At 37.0% G+C, this 18,729-nt stretch carries 16 protein-coding genes; all 16 read right to left on the reverse strand.

Annotated features, from left to right (window positions below; translation table 11 throughout):
* Nucleotides 1–3: 3 nt before the first annotated feature.
* Nucleotides 4–1,650 carry a rhamnan synthesis F family protein gene (locus D8797_RS03570; RefSeq protein WP_125379294.1) on the reverse strand — a complete coding sequence of 549 codons (1,647 nt, stop codon included), beginning with the start codon at nucleotides 1,648–1,650 and terminating at the stop codon, nucleotides 4–6.
* Between the two features lie 17 nt (nucleotides 1,651–1,667).
* On the reverse strand, nucleotides 1,668–2,876 hold the full coding sequence (locus D8797_RS03575) for an ABC transporter ATP-binding protein (protein WP_125379295.1): 1,209 nt from the start codon (nucleotides 2,874–2,876) through the stop codon (nucleotides 1,668–1,670).
* On the reverse strand, nucleotides 2,876–3,685 hold the full coding sequence (locus D8797_RS03580) for an ABC transporter permease (RefSeq protein ID WP_045499479.1): 810 nt from the start codon (nucleotides 3,683–3,685) through the stop codon (nucleotides 2,876–2,878). Before D8797_RS03580 ends, D8797_RS03575 begins: the two co-directional genes overlap by 1 nt.
* 5 nt (nucleotides 3,686–3,690) lie before the next feature.
* The gene (locus D8797_RS03585; protein WP_125379296.1) at nucleotides 3,691–4,626 is read right to left on the reverse strand and encodes a glycosyltransferase family 2 protein; all 936 of its coding nucleotides are present in this window, start codon (nucleotides 4,624–4,626) and stop codon (nucleotides 3,691–3,693) included.
* Nucleotides 4,623–5,771: a beta 1-4 rhamnosyltransferase Cps2T gene (gene cps2T / locus D8797_RS03590; RefSeq protein WP_125379297.1), complete on the reverse strand. Its 1,149-nt coding sequence runs from the start codon at nucleotides 5,769–5,771 to the stop codon at nucleotides 4,623–4,625. The genes D8797_RS03585 and cps2T overlap by 4 nt, the downstream gene beginning before the upstream one ends.
* Nucleotides 5,772–5,897: 126 nt before the next feature.
* Entirely contained in the window at nucleotides 5,898–7,133 is a 1,236-nt protein-coding gene (locus D8797_RS03595) for a glycosyltransferase family 4 protein (protein ID WP_125379298.1), read from the reverse strand.
* A 9-nt stretch (nucleotides 7,134–7,142) separates the two neighbouring features.
* A complete protein-coding gene (locus tag D8797_RS03600; protein ID WP_185780838.1) occupies nucleotides 7,143–8,444 on the reverse strand; it encodes a DUF2142 domain-containing protein in 1,302 nt (433 codons plus the stop codon).
* A complete protein-coding gene (locus tag D8797_RS03605; protein WP_125379300.1) occupies nucleotides 8,431–11,364 on the reverse strand; it encodes a rhamnan synthesis F family protein in 2,934 nt (977 codons plus the stop codon). Before D8797_RS03605 ends, D8797_RS03600 begins: the two co-directional genes overlap by 14 nt.
* Nucleotides 11,365–11,388: 24 nt before the next feature.
* A complete protein-coding gene (locus tag D8797_RS03610; RefSeq protein ID WP_125379301.1) occupies nucleotides 11,389–12,168 on the reverse strand; it encodes a glycosyltransferase family 2 protein in 780 nt (259 codons plus the stop codon).
* Nucleotides 12,158–12,517, reverse strand: coding sequence for a DUF2304 domain-containing protein (locus D8797_RS03615; protein ID WP_002897243.1), 360 nt, complete (start codon nucleotides 12,515–12,517; stop codon nucleotides 12,158–12,160). Before D8797_RS03615 ends, D8797_RS03610 begins: the two co-directional genes overlap by 11 nt.
* Nucleotides 12,517–13,233: a glycosyltransferase family 2 protein gene (locus D8797_RS03620; protein ID WP_185780835.1), complete on the reverse strand. Its 717-nt coding sequence runs from the start codon at nucleotides 13,231–13,233 to the stop codon at nucleotides 12,517–12,519. Before D8797_RS03620 ends, D8797_RS03615 begins: the two co-directional genes overlap by 1 nt.
* Nucleotides 13,230–14,201 (reverse strand): glycosyltransferase family 2 protein, encoded by a 972-nt coding sequence (locus D8797_RS03625; RefSeq protein ID WP_125379302.1) that lies wholly within the window; start codon nucleotides 14,199–14,201, stop codon nucleotides 13,230–13,232. Before D8797_RS03625 ends, D8797_RS03620 begins: the two co-directional genes overlap by 4 nt.
* A gap of 26 nt (nucleotides 14,202–14,227) precedes the next feature.
* A complete protein-coding gene (locus D8797_RS03630) occupies nucleotides 14,228–15,175 on the reverse strand; it encodes a glycosyltransferase family 2 protein (RefSeq protein WP_125379303.1) in 948 nt (315 codons plus the stop codon).
* A gap of 7 nt (nucleotides 15,176–15,182) precedes the next feature.
* Nucleotides 15,183–16,457, reverse strand: coding sequence for a lipopolysaccharide biosynthesis protein (locus tag D8797_RS03635; protein WP_125379415.1), 1,275 nt, complete (start codon nucleotides 16,455–16,457; stop codon nucleotides 15,183–15,185).
* A 71-nt stretch (nucleotides 16,458–16,528) separates the two neighbouring features.
* Nucleotides 16,529–17,383 carry a dTDP-4-dehydrorhamnose reductase gene (gene rfbD, locus D8797_RS03640; protein ID WP_125379304.1) on the reverse strand — a complete coding sequence of 285 codons (855 nt, stop codon included), beginning with the start codon at nucleotides 17,381–17,383 and terminating at the stop codon, nucleotides 16,529–16,531.
* 109 nt (nucleotides 17,384–17,492) lie between these two features.
* Nucleotides 17,493–18,716, reverse strand: a complete 1,224-nt coding sequence (locus D8797_RS03645; protein WP_125379305.1) for a beta-carotene 15,15'-monooxygenase — start codon at nucleotides 18,714–18,716, stop codon at nucleotides 17,493–17,495.
* Nucleotides 18,717–18,729: the final 13 nt, after the last annotated feature.

The raw sequence follows: 18,729 nt of genomic DNA on the forward strand, positions 1-18,729 counted from the left end.
TATCTAACTTTTAAAAAGATTCGATAAATACCTTCTAACTTTTTTTGCTAGGCTCTTATGAGCCAGTTGTCCTTTCTGCTGGTTTAATCGCTCTGTTTCTCTTTGTAAATCTAATACAGAAGTCAATGGGGTTCCAGACATGATTTTAAAATCATAGTCCTGTTCCCAAGCCAAATAAACTAACAAACTTTCTAAAACTTGAGGTTCAGTTTGAGCTGATAACTGGTAGTCGTTTTGAAAAAGTCTAATCAGAGCAGAAGGCTTAAACCAAAGAAAGCCTCCATACACCCTAGTAAAAACAGGATATTGTTCAAAATCAAAAGTTTTCTGGCAATGGAGCTCCTGCCAAATTGTAGCCATTTCTTTCCGATATGTTTTTTGCTCAAACAAGCCATATCTGACTAAACTTGGAAGATCTGGGATAACGAGACCAAGCTTACCATCTCGTTCCAATGCTTTAATACTAGCATTGGCATTTTCAAACATTATATCCATCAGTTCTCTACGCATCGCATTATCAAGCTGAGGTATTCTATCTACTAAATTTACAGTAGAAATATGCCCAACGAAAGCAAATTTCTGTAATAAGTCGCTCTGTTCAAGCATCGCCTGCATAGAATTTTCTTCTTTGCCTAGAAGAACTTGATAACGGTCTGATACAGTTTCCAAAATCTGATCAAAGATTTCTTCGTCAGCTGTCGTCACCACAAATTGGTATTGTAGAGGAAGAACTTCCCATTTTTCTTTAAATTGGTCGAAGACTTGAAGGTCTGTCACATGAATATGAAGCGCTACCGGCTTTTCTGGCGAGTCATTCTTATCATCTTTCGCAAGCTGCTTATCCTGCAAAAGGCAGGGGACATCTGGACCAATATATTCAAATATATGCTCAGAAATTAAAGAAACAGGATAAGAGGTTCTCTCTTTGATTTCTTCCAGCAGATACCTCGCAGAAAAAGGATTGCCACTGATAGCTTTCACTTTCAAAAAGGGAACCTTTTTCTCAAGAATAGTAAAAGGCTTATAATAAGTAAAATCTGGATGGATTAAATCTGTTGCTTCTTCTAGACGAGTATCAAATAAAGCTTGATAGCTAAAGCCTGCCTCTGTAAAATATTGGGTGAATTTCGTCTCGTAGTGGTCAATCACATCTTGAACATCAGTAAAATCTTTTACTTTTGTCCAAAATTCTTGAAAAGAAATTGCCCTCAATATCTGCTGCTTAAAGGTAACAAAATAGCTCTGCAGATGTTCTTCAAAATACTTTGTTTTTCGAAAGTTGGTCATGCCCCAAAAATCAACCTGAGCATCCGCCTCAAAACGCTTATAAATAGGCTCCAACTCCCGGAGTGGACCAAAACAAGTATCATTCATCAGAGTCAGAGAGTCGTAGTTTTTGAGCTCTTCAAAACCTACGGCGCTCATTCCATCCCGCCAAGCCGCGAAATCATAGCCTTGATTGTCCCGCTCCAGCAAATTGCTTATCCCAAATTCGTCGTACAACTTTTTCTTAGTTGCTTCTTCGATATGACTATTTGAAATAAAAAGGATTTTGGAAAACAGGGGCGTTAGCTGTTCTAATTGGTAGAAGACATGATTACTCACGCGCTTATATTTATTAAAATGAACATAGAGTAATATTCGTTGCATGAAAACACCTTATCATTTTATTGAGAGATTTCCCAGACCCCATTACGCTGAATCAATCCCGTTGCTGAGTCTTTTGCAGAGATATCGTCATCTTCAATATCCCGTCGGCTGATAATAAGGACCGGGGTATTCTTAGAATCTGCAAAGGCTAAAATCTGATTCTCTTCATCACGCACAGAAACCTGCAATTTCAATTTTGCATGATTGATTTGAGAAAGATGGCATTTGTATTTAAATGTCTTCTTGCCTGTTCCTTCTGTCAAATTATCCATTGAATTATCATTATACAGCCAAATGGTACGGTCGATATCAGTCAGTGAAAAGGCTATGTAGGTTGGTATATCTTGATTGACTTGATAGCTAATTTCAAATGCAATTTCTTCAGTTGGTGCTGTCTGAGGAGAGCTTAATAGACGAACCTCTAAATCAGAAACTGCAACAGATTCCGTTTCAGCGACAAAATCTTCGTTCATGGCTTTGGTGTCACTTGCATTGTCTAAACTGTATTGGTTAGCTACATCATCTGGATTTCCGACAACTTTGACTAAACCATTTTCAATCAAAACAGCTTTATTACAATACTTTTTAACAGCATTCATGTCGTGAGTTACTAAAATAGTTGTCTTTCCCGAATGCTTCCGTTCCATGAAATAATCATTACACTTGCGCTGAAAAGCTTCATCCCCAACAGCCAGAACCTCATCCAAAATTAGAATGTCTCCCTGTGCCTTGATCGCAACTGAAAAGGCCAAGCGAACCTGCATCCCGCTAGAATAATTTTTGAGTTTTTGATTCATAAACTCACCCAGCTCAGCAAATTCAACGATGTCGTCATACATGGCATCTACTTCTTCAGTTGAGAAGCCCAGCATGGCACCATTCATATAGACATTTTCGCAGCCCGTCAGCTCTGGATTAAAGCCGACACCCAGCTCGATAAAGGAAACTAGCTTGCCATCAATGGTCACTGTTCCCTTTTCGGGAATATAAATCTCTGAAATGATTTTCAGAAGAGTTGATTTGCCAGAACCATTACGGCCAACAATTCCATAAAAATCTCCCTTTTCCACTTCAAAGGAAATATCCTTAAGAACGTTCTGCTCTTTGTAACCCTTGATACCTCGAAAACGGTTGACTAGGCTCGTTCTTAAACTTTGTGTTGACTCTGTTGGCAGTTTAAAAAACTTACTGACATGGTCAACTTTTACTGCAATATTATTTGACATTATAGAATCTCCGCAAATCTCTTAGCATTTTTATTAAAGATATAATATCCAAGCCCAAATATCACTACTGGCAATAAATAAGGAATCAGAGCAATCCAGTAATGATCCATCAAATCCCAGCCCCGAGTACTGCCTGAGAAAACGATAAAATGACGAAGATCTTGAATAATCTGAGCCATTGGATTAAGCATCATCAGCTTAGCGACCAAAACATGCCCACCCTTCAGAATAAAAGTCAGTGAATAAATAATCGGTGTCGCATACAAGCCTGCCTGCAGCACTACTTCCCAAATGGGCCCAATATCACGATATTTGACAAAAAGTGTCGCCAACATAAAGGCAAAACCAGCTGAAATCAAAACTAATTCCAGAAAAAGCGGGATAATAACTAGCCACCCTAGGGTGATTGATACGCCATTAATCAGTGCAAAAGCAAAAACGACCATTAAATTGATAGCATAGTTGATTGCTGCACCAGTGATAGCTGAAAAAACGATAATTGATTTAGAAAAATTCAGTTTTCGTAGTAAGTCCCCTCGCGCAACAATGGACATCATGCCCATATTGGTTGCTTCTGAGAAAAAGTTCCACGTCACCATCCCTAGGAGAAGCGATACTGCATAATGAGGTGTTCCGTCATCAAAACGCAGGAAACGAACGAAAACAAGATACATAATGGTAAAAAGCATTAAGGGTTTTAAAATCGACCACAAATGCCCAATGAAACTGCCTTGATAACGCAATTTGAAATCTGTTTTAACCAGTTCCCTCAAGAGAATCCAATTTTTTTGGCTAAAATAATCTAGCATGCATATTACTCCTTATAAGCAAATTTTGTGAGAATGAGCGTCGTAAAAACCAAAGTATGAAAGGCACGATTTTTTCTGTAGCCATACTTTCGAATCCGTCGCAGTCGCTCTGCAAAAGGGGCCTCCATGATTGTCACAAAATGTTCAATAATTTCTCTATTTTCAGTTGTCAGAGTCTGACTGAGAAGGTTGCGAGCTTGAGTCTGACTGTCTTTTATCAATTTCCAATATTTAGCAAATAGACGGCTAGGATGAATCCAGTTCTTCATCCGCTTGCGTAAGGTTCGGGCTCCCAACACATTATTGGAATGTTGGCGATAGAGCTCACCTGGCTGATCCAGATAAACGAGTTGCCCAAAAGCCGAAGCCAACAAACCCAGATACCAATCGTGCATGAGCAATTCATGCTCCTCCTGCCCTGTCCACAAATCAGCCAGAGCACGGTTAATCATCGAAACACCACCTGTCACCGTATTTTCCGTCAGTTCCTGAATCAATTTTGTATTGGCATGGTCAGACTGCGTTCGAATCATACTTTCATGAACAATATTTAGCTCCTGATCCACCACTTTTAAATCCATATAAACCAACAAAGGTACGGAAGCATCATAGTTTTCTGCTGCTGCTAACTGAATCGCCAACTTATCTGGCAACCAGACATCATCCTGATCACTAAAAAAGTAAACATCCGAATCCTGATATTTAAGCAAGCTATGAAAACTCTTAATGACGCCCAAATTTTGAGGTTCTTCTGGATTGATAAAGAAGATACGGTCGTCCTGTTGGCAAAAATCCTCAATAATCGCTCGCGTCCCATCACTAGATCCGTCATCTCGAATCAAGAGCTGCCAATCCCTATAAGTTTGGGCTTGAATACTTTCAATCTGTTCTGCCAAAAACTGCTCACCATTATAGGTAGACAGCAGAATAGTCACTTTCATGATAAAAATAGCTCCTCGTATTCACCTACAATTTTTTCCCAGGTGTAGTTTTCTTTCATATTTTCTTTGGCCGCCTGACCTAGCTCAGAAAAGGCTGTTTGAGCATCTACTCGGTCAATCAGCTGAGCCAACTGCCCCTCTTCTTTTTGCCAATACAGAGCTGTTTCTTGGGCTACTTGATGATTGAAGTCCACATCCAAAACCAAATTGGCATCAGTCTGAGCCAGTGCTTCCAGAAGCCCGGGATTAGTTCCACCGACTTCGTGTCCATGCAAGTAGGCAAAAGCTTGATTGCGGATGTATTTGAGCAATTCCTGATCATAAACAGTCCCGACAAACTTAATCCGAGAGTCCTTGTCAAAACCCGTTTTTTGCTTAAGCTCTTCATAATAAGGATTTCCCTCATGATTGCAAATAATCAGCAAGTCACGTTGGGTTTTGGATTTTATAAATTCCCGAATGATGGTCTCGTAGTTGTTTTCTGGCACAAAACGTCCAACAATCAGATAATATTCCTTTTCTCTGCTCTGCCATTTCTCAAAAAAATCACGCACGCGAGCATCCTGAGAGTCAAGAGAAGATAACTGGAGGTCTGTCCCATAAGCAATGAAAGCTGTCTTGGACCAAGGATAGGATTGTTTTATATAACTTTCAATGCCTTCGTTGTCCGCAATGACCAGATCAGCATGCTTGGTCATAAGCTTCTCAGAATATTTAAGATAGGCTTGAACCGGCTTAGGCCACTTAGCCCGCTTCCATTCAAGACCATCTGGATTAATAAAGAAAGTCCCGCCTGCTTTATGAATTTTATGCGCAAAAGGTGCCACAAAAGCTCCGATCGTATTACCCAAAATATAAAAAATTGGACGCTCAATCTGTTGCTCTTGCACTAGCTTTAAAGAATAATGGATGGCCATCATATCATAGGCAATAACCCGAGCCGGCCCAAATTTAGGAACCTTAACGGTGAAGCAATCTACTCCCTTGTAATCGAAATGATGAGAAGCTTCATCATCCGACAAACAAGCTACATGATACTGGATTTGGGAAGAAACCTTATTTTCTACTAATTTTTCAACAAAAGTTTCAAAGCCGCCATATTTAGCAGGAAGTCCGCGACTCCCGATGATGAAGACATGTCTCATGCTTTTCCTCTATTCAAAGATTTACAATCTAGTCTATTATATCATTTTCTTAGTGATTTGTATTGTAAAGAAAGAAACAGTAAATGTCATTTCTTTTTACCATTTACTGTCTCTTAATAATATTCACTATTTTATAATTCTTCTTATAATTTTTTTAAATAGGTGGGTAATTTTTCTTTCAGATACTTTTTTGAATTCAAATAGACTATTAAAATAATACAATAATTTCTTATTTCTCACATTATCCTCTGTTATTGCACTTAACAACTCAGCATAGTTGTTTTCTATTCGATAAACATTTTGAATCCTCTCTCTTTGTTTTACAACAAAGTCTTTTTGCTGTGAGAAGTTTTTTATAGAATCTTGCAAAATACTCGTCAACTGTTCAATATTTCCTAATTGGTAAATAGTACCGACTTCAAATAAATTGTAGGCCGTCATATATCCTTGATTATCTGATATAATCGTTGGAATCCCATTTAAAATAGCCTCTATGTATACTAAACCAAAAGTTTCAATTTTGGAAGTAAAAACACAGATATCTTCTGATGTTAACTCTTCCCAAGGATTATCTTTGTGCCCCAAAAAGAAAATATTGGTTAATCGGTTCTCTTGGATATAATCATCACATTTCTTTTTATAAGTTTCATCCCAACCACCAATAAATACAAGCTCATAATCCGAAGCATTTTCTAAATTTTGATAAGCTTGAATCAGTTCAATCTGATTTTTATTATCATTTACTCGACCAACAGAAACAAATCTTTTCTTGCTTCCTTGTTTTAGTTTTATTGATACGACTTCATTATGCGAAATAAACGATTTAATTTCACGCTGAGGCAAGAGAAAAGATAGCGATTTTTGAAGGTTTCCTGTAACAGTGAATATCTCATCTGCTAAAGAGTCTATAACACCAATTTTCTCTTTATAATAGCCAAATTCTCCTTCAGGAAATTCATGAATCAGCCAGAAATGCGGAATATTTTCACAAGCTGCTGCTACCGCTCCTTGAAACATATTAACTGTATTTGTAATGACCAAGTCAATATGGCTATCTACTATTATCTTTCTCAGCGCAGCAATATTTTCTTGGTAAGAATTTACCCTCTCTTCATGAGTTCCAGGAAGACCACCTGGTGCATCCTCCCACCACCATTTAACCGATGGCAAAGCAATGGTCCTAATTCCTTCTTTTGCAAGAGTAGAAATATAGTCTTGCTGGGCTTGGACATGATAATCTGGTATCGCATTGATAACGTGATAGCCATCTTGAACCAAATACTTCATCAGATGGAAAATAGAAATCTCTGCCCCATTATCCAAGGTTCCAGTCGGCGAAATGAATAAAATATTTTTCTTCATAGCTTATCCTTACCAATTCCAATAGAATGGAATCATTAAATAGATTGAAATTAAAAAGTTAGCTGACAAAGTGCCTATAAGCAAGTTTTTAACTGTCCGCTCCTGAATCTCTAGCTTGCCCATATTCGCAAGAAGGGGTAAGAAGAGAATTAGGAAAGGCGTAAAATAGCGGCCCTGAGTTCCAACGGATATCTGAGCACCTTTTCCTAAAACAATCGGAGTCCACTCTAGATACATGATGGTGACAACGGCAATGACCTGCAAAAGGAAAAGATAAGCGGAGACAGTTGCATAGGACTTCGTCATAAAATCTTTCTTAGACTGCAAGAAAATGATAGTCAGTACCGCTACATCAAGAAAGATTAGCCACAGGGGCAACTGAATGGTAAAATTACCCAAAAATCCGAAGAGACCAATAGTCAATATGGTATTGAGGTCACCGTTCATGCGCTGTTTAAACAAAGTGTTGAGCAGAACCCTACTGTAGTGGAAGATCCCTCCTTGATGACGAAAAAGCAGATGCAAGGCTAATAAAACTGCGACAAGAGCCAAACTGTAAAAAACATAGCGATGACGACCGATAAATGCCTTGGTCGCAAGAAATGGCTTGTTCAAAACAGCTAAGAATCCTTCCATTTCAAAATCAATGAAAGGCAACAAGCCTAGCAATAAGACATTGTTCAGTTTGGTTGCAAAGAGTCCAACGGATATGACCAAAAGCTGGATAAAATTCTTATTGGTAAATTTCTTGCTGGAAGCAATATTAGTGAAAAAACCAATGACCAGCATAATCTCCAAATAGTTCATTACATCATAGGAGAGAGAAGCAGCCTGCTGAACCATAATTGGCAGAAGTGAAATAAAAAAGAGAGCCTTCTTGCCATACTTAAAATACTTAATCAAGAAGTAAACACCCAAAATATAGGCTAGGCCGTTAAAAAAGCGCCCCATCATGATAATAACTCCCACTGATGGATAGATAAACGCTCCCAAGGTCATGCCAATTAGCTGCGGTAAAAAGGACAGAGTCTTGAGTTTAATCCCCAAAGTAGACTCTTCCTGAGATAAATCCAATTTTTCCGTAAAAAGTTTCTTATACTCTTTGGAAGAAACATGCGGTTCCGAAGAGATATTTTCCATCCACTTGTAGGTTTTCTCTGTCGGCTTATGGAAAATCTCCCAAGTCATGCGGGCGTGATTCGTTTCATCCGGAACACGGTTGATCGGTTGAACCACCATAAATGTCATGACAAAGACCGTCGCCAAGACCAAAAAGATATTTTCTATTTTCATCGTCTTACTTCTTTTCAAAATCATTCACCATTTCATCTTTACTATCTAAACTGCAGTTTTCAAGAACAAAATCATAGGCATTTTCTGCTAATTCCTGACGTAGGTCAGACGAAAGAATCAAACGCTCTAACTTTTCTTTCCACTCCCCGTCTTTAGCTAAAAGTCCAGTCTCCCAATCTTTAACCATATCAGAGAAGGCTCCAATATGACTAGCAACTGTAGGAACTTTTACTAAGGCAGCCTCCATCCATTTGATTTCAGACTTAGCCCGATTAAAGACCGAGTCAACTAGCGGTGCTAGATTGATATCCACCTGACTGATCAGCTGAGGTAAATCCTTCCAGTCAACATAGTCATGTACAACAATCTGCTGTTGATACGGCTTCATATCCTCTGGAATATTCAAATGTCCGACGATATGAAGCTCCACATTCTTGTAGACTTCAAGTAAGGATTGGATGGCTGGTTTTATCAATTCAAAATTTTCATTGTGGCTGATAGAACCTGAAAAATAGCCAATCTTGACTTTTGAATCTTGCTGACTATAATCTTTGATAAAGTGAGAACTGATTTCAATCAAGTCACTGGAAGCTCGATTTCTGTTCAGCAATACCTTATCTTTATATTTGAGCAGCTCTTCCTTCAATTGGAAAGTCGAAGTAATCGCTCCATCACAGGCAGCTAACATCTTGCCATAATTTTTGACACCAGCATCATAGTTGCCCTTGTCCTTTTCTGATAAGCCTTGAGTATAGCTTAGCTGATCTGTATAAACTGTATCAAAAACCAAATCATCAATGTCAAAATAAACTGGTTTTTTATCTCTTTTAGCTGTATCGCACAAGAATTGAAGTTGATAAGACCATGGAGCCCGATAGATGATAATATGACTTGCATATCGAGCCTGAGAAATCTCAAATTCTGATACATTTACTACTTTGACCGTGAAACCGTTTTTTCGCAACTGTTCTGCTTTGTTCAGCACTCGGTAACGTGTACATTGCGGAATAATATTTTCAACCCCATCTATAATCAAGATATATTGTTCTCTGGAGATTGATTTGAATTTTTGTACAATATTTTCCAATATTTCAACTGGATAATCTGTTTCCATTTGTACATAATTGAGCAAATCAGGTATTTCTGTTCGTCTTTCCAGTCCCTGCCAACGGAATTGTTGCGCATTATAATTTTGTAATGAGGTGTATTTAACCAACGGACTACCAGCCCTGAGCATTCTCAAAGGATGAATATACATAGCACTGTCTTTGTTTTCAGACACCAAAGCATCATAGCGATAACCTAAATCTGCAAAATACTTAGTAAAAGTTGTTTCGTGTTTCCCAATAGCCTTATCACGCGAATCCGTATCCGTTAGGTTGTTCCAATAGTCGAAAAATTCCTCTGACCGAAGTAACAAAGGCTCAATGACAAGAAAATAGGATTGCAGATGCTCTGGAATATAGCCATATTGATTGAAATTTGTTGCATCTTCCTGTACTTCACCAAAGGACATCCCCCAGAAATCAAGATTTCTATCCGCCATTGTTTGGAAGACTTCATTCAAATCTCTCATTGGACCAATATTCGTATCATTGACTAACAGAAGCTGAGAAGACGTTTGCAACTTTTCCTTACCAATGGTTAAAATACCTTCCCTAAATGCTGCAGCATCGTAACCTGTATTATCCCTTACCAGAACTTGGCCATATTGTTCCAAGACAGATAAATCCTCTGATTTCAATCCTCCATTTACCACAATCAACGTTTCATCTACCAAAGCTGCTAATTTCTCTAAAAATAGAACTTTGTAGCGCTGAAGATTCTCTTCTGCCTCAAAAATGACGTAGATTAGGCACTTTTTGCCAGTCACTTGTTGAAGCTGTTTTCGCTGAGAATTTCGTAAAACTCGATAATAATAGCTTTTTGGCGATTTGATATTTCGTTTTATGGTAATACACTGACGCTTCAATTGAGATAGGACAATTCTAATATTCCGCGGATTTTTGACAATCTGACCTACTTGCTTAATTGGAGTGACGATAGCATTCCCAACACGATAAGAGAGTGAGTTACGTAATTCATCAATGTCATCCTGATATTGATAAATTAATTCACTATCACGTTCCCAGCCTTTCTTTAGCTCATGGATATAATCGGATACCTGATTCATATGCTGAATTAAATCATTCAGTCTGCCATCTAAAGTATAAATATTTGCAGACAAAGCTTGATAAACTTCATCTGGTATCTGTTTCATATACTTCTGCAGGATTTTTAGATAAATTTCATAATGATATCGAGTAGAATCTCGTTTAGAGATTGACTCTTTGTCAAAGACCCGATAATTCAGCTTTGTATTTGCATCATAAACAGGTTTCGCACCTTGATTGATAATTAAGTTTAAAAGAAAATCATAGTCTTCCAATTTTTCACGATTCAGCGCTTCATCATAATAAATACCATCAGCAATTGAGCGACGAATGAGGGAACAGTTGGAAATAAAATTCTCCGTTAAGAAAGCTACCTTGTCAAAGGGCCGCGATTTAAGGTAAATTTCTTTTTTATCGGGATCATACAGATCCCCATAGACAATATCTGCCTCCTCTTGCAGCATGGTTGTATAAAAGCTCTCAATGTAGTCTGAATCCAGAAAATCGTCACTATCCACAAAAATAAAATAAGTGCCTTGAATTTGCTGCAAAGCCTTGTTTCTTGTCTTGACGACTCCCATATTTTCATGGCTTTCAAACCTCGTCGGGAAAGGGGAATCTACCAAAGTTTCTTGGATAATCTGGGCGGACTTGTCTGTGGACCCATCATCCAATACCAACAACTCAATATTTTTATATGTTTGTTCAAAAATACTGCGCAAACACTGTTCAATGTAGTCTTGATGGTTGTAACATGTTACAACAACAGATATTAAATCTTTCATATACTTTCCTTGTAAATAACTATATTAATTTGAGTTGGCATCTTGACTCTTCTTATATGCTTTGTTTATTAGATTAGCCACCCACTTAGGCCAGAAAAGCTGATAAATGAACAAATCTTCTTTGGTCCTAGTATTATCTGAAATGGTCTTAGTTGTTTCAGACTCTCCATGAATCCGGTGGCACATAAGCTTCTCAGAAATATAAGCAAAGCGACCCTTATAGGCGCTAATCTTGTACCAAGCGTACCAATCCAGACTCACGCGCATTTCCTCATCAAATCGAAAATCTCTTAATAACTCTAGGTTGTAAGTCACCGCTGGACAGGAAATGGGATTGCCAAAAGCCAACACCCGATTTCTCCAAAAACGACTGGCCGGAATCAGATTCAAGGTTTTAAGCATGAGAGTCTTAATTTTCAGATTGGTATTAGCCGGAATTTTGACTCCATTTTTCTCTTCAAAATAGTCTGTATAGGCAATGAGAATATCCTTCGACTGCTCTATCTTCTGCATCACTGCTTCTAGATAAGTTGGCTCATAGTAGTCATCCTGATGAGCAATGGTAGCATAAGAAGTCTCAACAAAGGTAAGGGCATTATTCCAGTCCTTACCAATACCACCGCCTTCTTTCGTGTAAAAAGGAATACCGTACTTCTGGCACAGCTGCTTGATTGAATCCAACGGTGTCGAGCTATAGCAGATAATCTTTGATGACAAAGTTTGAGCTTGCAAAGACAGGATACAAGCTTCTAAAAATTCACTTTCGCCATAGGCACAAATCACCCAGGTATGATTATTTTTCATCTTTTTCACTCTCTAACTTGGACATTCTTTGCTTCATGATGGACAGTTCTTGCACCAACTGCTTGATTTGCTCCTTTTGCTTGGAAATGGAAATAGTATGTAAAAAAACAATAACCAGCAGGAAAAAGATGGCCAAGGACATGACAAAGTTTGAGGTCAACTCAAAGCCCAACAATTTGGCAATCGAAACTGGAATCCAATCAAATACAGAAATAACAATCAGTACAAAGCCTATAATAATCCACATAAAGGCTTGCTCAAATAAAATATTGTTTTGATTTATATTCCGAAAGACAAAATACAGGAATAGAACTGAAGCCACTAGCATAACAATAGACAAAATGGACATTATTCACTCTCTTTCATAAAAGCAGCAATCAAGATCGAAGAGCAAACTTCAATCATATAGCGAATGGACTTAATCGGAGTGATCGAAGAGACTCCTCCTGCACGTTCAAACATATTGGCTGGTGCTTCCACCACTTTATATTTCCGCTTCAAGATATGGACGATTGATTCTGGCTCAGGATATTTTATAGGATAGCGCGCAGCGAATTGTCGAATAATGTCACGATTGGCCAAACGATAGCCTGACGTGGTATCCAGAATCCTTTTGCCTGTTGTTAATTTAATAAAAGCTGAAATAATGGTAATGCCAAAACGCCGCATAAAAGTCGTCTGAAATTCCGAAGACTTGTCACCGATAAAACGAGAACCAACAACCAAATCAGCCTGCTGACGACGAATAGGCTCCAGCAAAGCATCCAGTGACTCAATATCATGTTGACCATCTCCATCAAACTGTACGGCCACATCATAATTATTCTCAAGAGCATACTTATAGCCCGTCTGAACAGCTCCGCCAATCCCTAAATTCATAACCAAATGAATAGCATTCAGATTATGGCTGTCCAAAATCTCCTCAGTTCTATCAACTGACCCATCATTGATAACTACGTAGTCTAAGTCAAAATCAACTTTCTTCCGATATTCTACAATGCTCATAACCGTATTTAAAATACTTTCTTCCTCATTATAAGCAGGAATTATCATTAAAACTTTCAATTATCTTTCTTCCCTTTACAATAAATTTTAGCAAATAATGGAACTAACCTTAACTTTTCCAAACTCAAAAAAACAATTAGAGAAATTTTAGTCTGAAATCTTTCGCCCTGAACCTTCTTAGACAAGGGAGAGATCGTACTGATGAGTTTATTCTCTTTTAACCATTCCTTAATCCTAATATACTGATGAATAAACTCCTGATTTGATGAGGATCTCCCAGAAAAAAGCAAATACCAAACATAATATCTTTTCAAGTAATATACTTCTAGCTCAGATGGCTTACCCAGCTCAAATATTTTTGAAAAAAGAACTAAAATATCAATTTTAGGAGAGAAACCTCTCTGAGAAGTATTAGAAATACTCTGACTATTGTAATACCAATTATATCCTTTATAATCTAACAAACCTATTTTGTCTGTTGCCTTATAGGCAGCTAGGTTAAAAATGATATCTTCTCCTATACCATAGTCAAAAAATTCTAGATTGTTCGTTTTCAAGAACTCCGTCCGGTAAATTTTGGCCCAGGGAGCCATTATAATATACTTGGACCACTCTGACTGCTGTATATTTTGGCTAAAGATAATTTGGTTATCCTGATTGACACGTTTGTATCCACCAATAACCAAGTCTAGATTTTTCTCATGGATAGCCTGATAAAAAGTTTCAATGTAATCACTATCAACAAAATCATCATTATCCATGAACATAGTATATTCTCCCTCAGCTAGAAGAATCCCCTTATTTCTAGTTACTGCAACTCCTTCATTTTGTTTGTCAATTACTCTTACAAAACTATACTTCAATTCATATTCTTTTAAAATATTTAAAGAGTTATCTTTCGAACCATCGTTGAGAAGAATAATCTCAAAATTCTTAAATGATTGATTCAAAAGAGAATCTACACAGCGTTTAATCCCGTCTTGTGCATTATAAACTGGAATAATAACTGAAATAGCTGGTTTAGACATATTTTCCCTTTCATAACTAATCCACTCTATTTATAAAACTTCAATAAAACAGGAAATAGTTTTATTGAAAATTTTATCCCCAATAAATTGGCTAATAGACCTGTTAATTTAAATGCTCGGTTCTCTATATATTTTGCATACTGTAGCAAATACTTATACTGATAAAGCAACTCTTTAATTTTAAAATTATCAATGTATTGATTTACATAAGGTAATATTGAAATATATGAGATTGCAAAATAGATATTTAAAGCTTTTTGAATTTCAACTGAATAGTTTTTCAAGTCAGAAAGTCCCATCCTGATTCCTTTAAGAGTATCTTGAACATTTTTTTCTTTCACGACATTAGTCAAACTTCCTTTGCGGTTCTGTCGATACATATATTGAGTANTATTAAGAATTGAAAATTTCTTTGTCATTTTTAAGATCCGAGAACAATATAAACTATCCTCAGATACCATTCCCTCTGGAAATTTCAAGCCGTTTTGAAATAATTTTTTCGATACACATTTATTCCAATTTGGACCATTAAATATTCCAAAGCAAGTAGCTTTTAAAATATTTTCCTCAAACATAGATATAGGGAAATCTAAAATTCTATCATCATAAAAATAACTGTAGCCAAAAACGATAACATCATCAATGCATTCTGTAGTTATTTCATCAAGTTGACTCAAAAAGTGTTGATCACTCCAAAAGTCATCACCATCTAAAAACAATAAGTACTCTCCCCGAGCAGACTCAATACCTGTATTTCTTGCTTTTGAAGCTCCACCATTTTTTTGATTTAACACCCTTACTTTATTGGTATTCTCCGCAGACAATTTATCAGCGACTATTGCAGTAGTGTCAGTTGAACCATCATTTATGATTAAAATTTCATAATCTTTAAATTCTTGAATTAAGACACTTTTAACACATTTTTCTAAATAATCCGCTACATTATAGGCAGGTATAATAATTGAAAATTTCATAAGTTTCTTATTTTTTCCTTCTCAAAAAAGTATATGGATTCGTCATAAAATAAATAATTAGCGAGACACTCAACCAAGCAATCATAGAGATAAGGAAAGACAAAGAGGCTCCAAAAATTCCGTATTGGGATACCAGTGGCTCAGCTGTAAGAATGGATACAAGATATCCCGCTAAGAATGAAATGACTAAATAATGATGTTTTCTAAAAACAGTTAAAATATTATCACATACTGTAGAAAACGTACTCGCAATGCCGCCTAGCAACAATATAAAGAAACTTATTTGATATTGATTTAGCTTGGTTCCATAAACAATATTTAAAACAGGTATGGCAGCAAGAGCTCCAACAATAGAAATTAATATACTTGTTCCCCATAAAATCTTAAATAGATTATTTTTATACGTAATAAAATGAGAAATTTTATTCTCTTCCTTGAAAATTGCTAGCTGTGTAATCATTGGACGTAAAAAAACAATCATTAGATTCATTGCAAAAATTGGAGTGAATAAAATACTAAAGTCTCTCTGTACTCCCGCTTCAATCAATCCCCTATTAAAAATATCGTTTAATGCATACTTAGGTTGGTTATAGATCGAAACTAATAGAAAAGCATTTATAAATAAAGGTAAGCAGTCCTTTAAAATACTATAAATATCTTTGAATTTTACTGTAGAGATATTAATACGATGAAACAACTTAGATTTTGGAAAATCAAAAGAAAGAACTACAATGAAAGAGGTGAGTGTTTGAAAAACAATAGATAAAAGAAGATTTTTAGAAAATAATAACAGAACAGCGAATGTTATTGTTGAAATTATATTTCTAAAAAATAATGATTGGCCAGCTAAATCCAATCGTTCTTTCTGCTGGAATAANCCTTGAAATACATCCGAAAGCGCCTCACTAACTCTAAAAAAGGAGACCCAAAATATAATCCAAAAATTTTCATAAGTCGAAGGATTTAAAATTAAATAGCCTAACAAAATTAGTATCATTAAAATATTAGTTAGAAATCTAGTAGTCAAATATGCATCAAAAGAATATTTTTCTTTAATATCCGTTGCTTGAAAATCTCGGACTTGAAACCCTGCAACAATAACTAGCAAATTTGCAATTGCGTAAGCAAAGCTATAAAGATCAGCTGATTCACTAGATAAGGTGCGAGTAACTATAAATAATAAAATAACAGATACAGCTGCTGAAGATAAACTCCCGAGCATATTCCAAAAGAAAATTTTTGGCAATGATCGTACTTTCAATTTGATAGAACTCTCTTTCAATGTAAATAAAACTATACCCAATTATACCATAAATTCCCCTTAAAAAAAGCAACCGCAAGGTTGCTCAATGTTTAATTTCTCACTTCCTGCTTGTAAAACTCTTTCAAAGCATCCTGCCAAGTTGGAATGACAAAGCCTGTAGCCTTGGCCTTGGTCAGACTCATAGTTGAGTTGAAAGGTCGCTTAGCCTTGGCTGGAAATTTGCTGGAATCAACCGGCTGGACTTCCACATCTGTATCTTTGAGAATTTCCACTGCAAAGTCATACCAAGTTGTATCCTCTGCCGCATCATTAGACAGATGGTAATAACCAAATTCCTTTTGATTCTCAGCCAGATAAGTCATAAATTCAGCCAGCGTACGAGTCCATGTCGGACGGCCATGCTGGTCATTAACTACGGTCAGAGTTTTATGTGTCTTAGCAAGATTTTGCATGGTAAAGACAAAGTTTTTACCGTAGTTACCAAAGACCCAAGCAGTACGGATAATATAGAAACGGCTGGAATATTTCTCAACCAGCTCCTCACCCATGCGCTTGGTACGACCATACTCGGTCTGTGGATCTGGTCGATCGTCTACTTCCCATTCCTCGCCGACAGGCTTTTGTCCGTCAAAGACATAGTCTGTTGAGATGTAGACCATGGTCGCCCCGTGCGCTTCTGCTGCTTTTGCTACATTTTCGGTTCCGGTCACATTGATGGCATAGTCCAGCTCTTTTCCTTCGTCCTCAGCCGCATCAACTGCAGTATAAGCTGCGCAGTGATAAACCAAGCTTGGCTTGACTTCCGCAAAGACCTTGTCTACCATTTGGGCATTGGTAATATCCATTTCTGCCACATCAACAGCTACATACTCCTCGTTGCGCTCATCTAAAAGATAGCGGAGCTCTGTCCCCAGCTGTCCATTCGCACCTGTAATTAAAATCATTTGTTCTTCCTTTCAGATCATAAATATTCAATGAATTTATTATACCAAAAAAAATAGAAAAAATCTGCTTGATCGAATCACTATCGGAAAATATACTTAATAGTATGATCTAGAGAACAGCCTCTTGCCGCGTTTGATATTCTGTATACAAGTGATACAATAATCTGCAAGTAATAATGAATAGACTTATCATCAGAGGCAAAAAGGTTCGAGTGCTTGAAGCATACAGAGTTGGAGATAATGAAATGACCATGCGTCCAATGAGGCCAATTACAAATAAATAGGTCAGCCATATTTTTTCTTTACAGTCAGAAACTACAAGCCACAAAGCATAAAGAATCATTAATAGCAGCAAGCCATAAAAAGCGACTGCGCTCATATACGTGATATTAAAAGAAAATGTCCCTGATTCTCTGGCTGCTTTACTGATACCTGTTAAGGTACCAAAAATAGTATTCCAGCCCATTTTTTGTGAAAAAATATTGAGTATAACAAAACCGCTCAGTGCTAAGGCTGTTACATTTTTCTTATGAAGAGCATAAAAAAAGAGCACAAGCAAGAAGACCATCACAAAGACAAAGGACGTGGAAAGCAGATTATCCCCTGTCTCCAGAAAGCCCAGCCCAAGCTTTTGGAAGATATTCAAGTTCGGAAAGTTGGGGAACCAACTGACAATGTTCTTTTCCAAACGCAGAGCATTCCCCGGAGACAGCTTGGCTGATAAGATTCCTAAAGCGCTCAGTGCCAAATAGCATAGATTACCCAGTAAAGGTTTTTTATCTTTCTTCGCAAGGACAGTTTCAAACAGAAGCCATAAAAAAGCGTAGACAGATAATTGTTCTTGCATGATAGCAACTAAAAAGCACAAAAGGCTAGCCATATTAATCCAAATATTTTTAGATTCTCTGCAAAAAAGTGCGAAAAGCAACAAGGAAGCAGGGAAAATGTAATTAACATAGGTCGGAATAGAACCCGCACTTAAAAATTCCGTCGCTGGAAGGAATATAAAAATAAGTAAAGCTGGCAGCCAAGGCAAGGAGGGAGTCAGCTTCCTTAAAGCATAGACCAAAAGCAGAGTTGCCAGAAAGGCTGCTGCTATAAACAGCTTTTCGTGAACGGAAAATAATAAGGTGGCTGATTCAATGAGTAATCTACTGCTCCAAGTGAAATAACGATCAATCCCAAAGAATAAATAATTGTAATGAAATTCCTTAGCATATTCTAAAAATGCTGTTTGGTCTCCTACTGGGGTGATTTTATTATTGATGTAAAACTGTATCGCATAAATAAACGAAGATAAGCATAAGACAATATTAACTTTTTTATTTTTCACAATCTCTCCTCAG

Origin of the sequence: Streptococcus cristatus, assembly GCF_003944225.1 — a bacterium.
GTDB classification, from domain to species: domain Bacteria; phylum Bacillota; class Bacilli; order Lactobacillales; family Streptococcaceae; genus Streptococcus; species Streptococcus cristatus_K.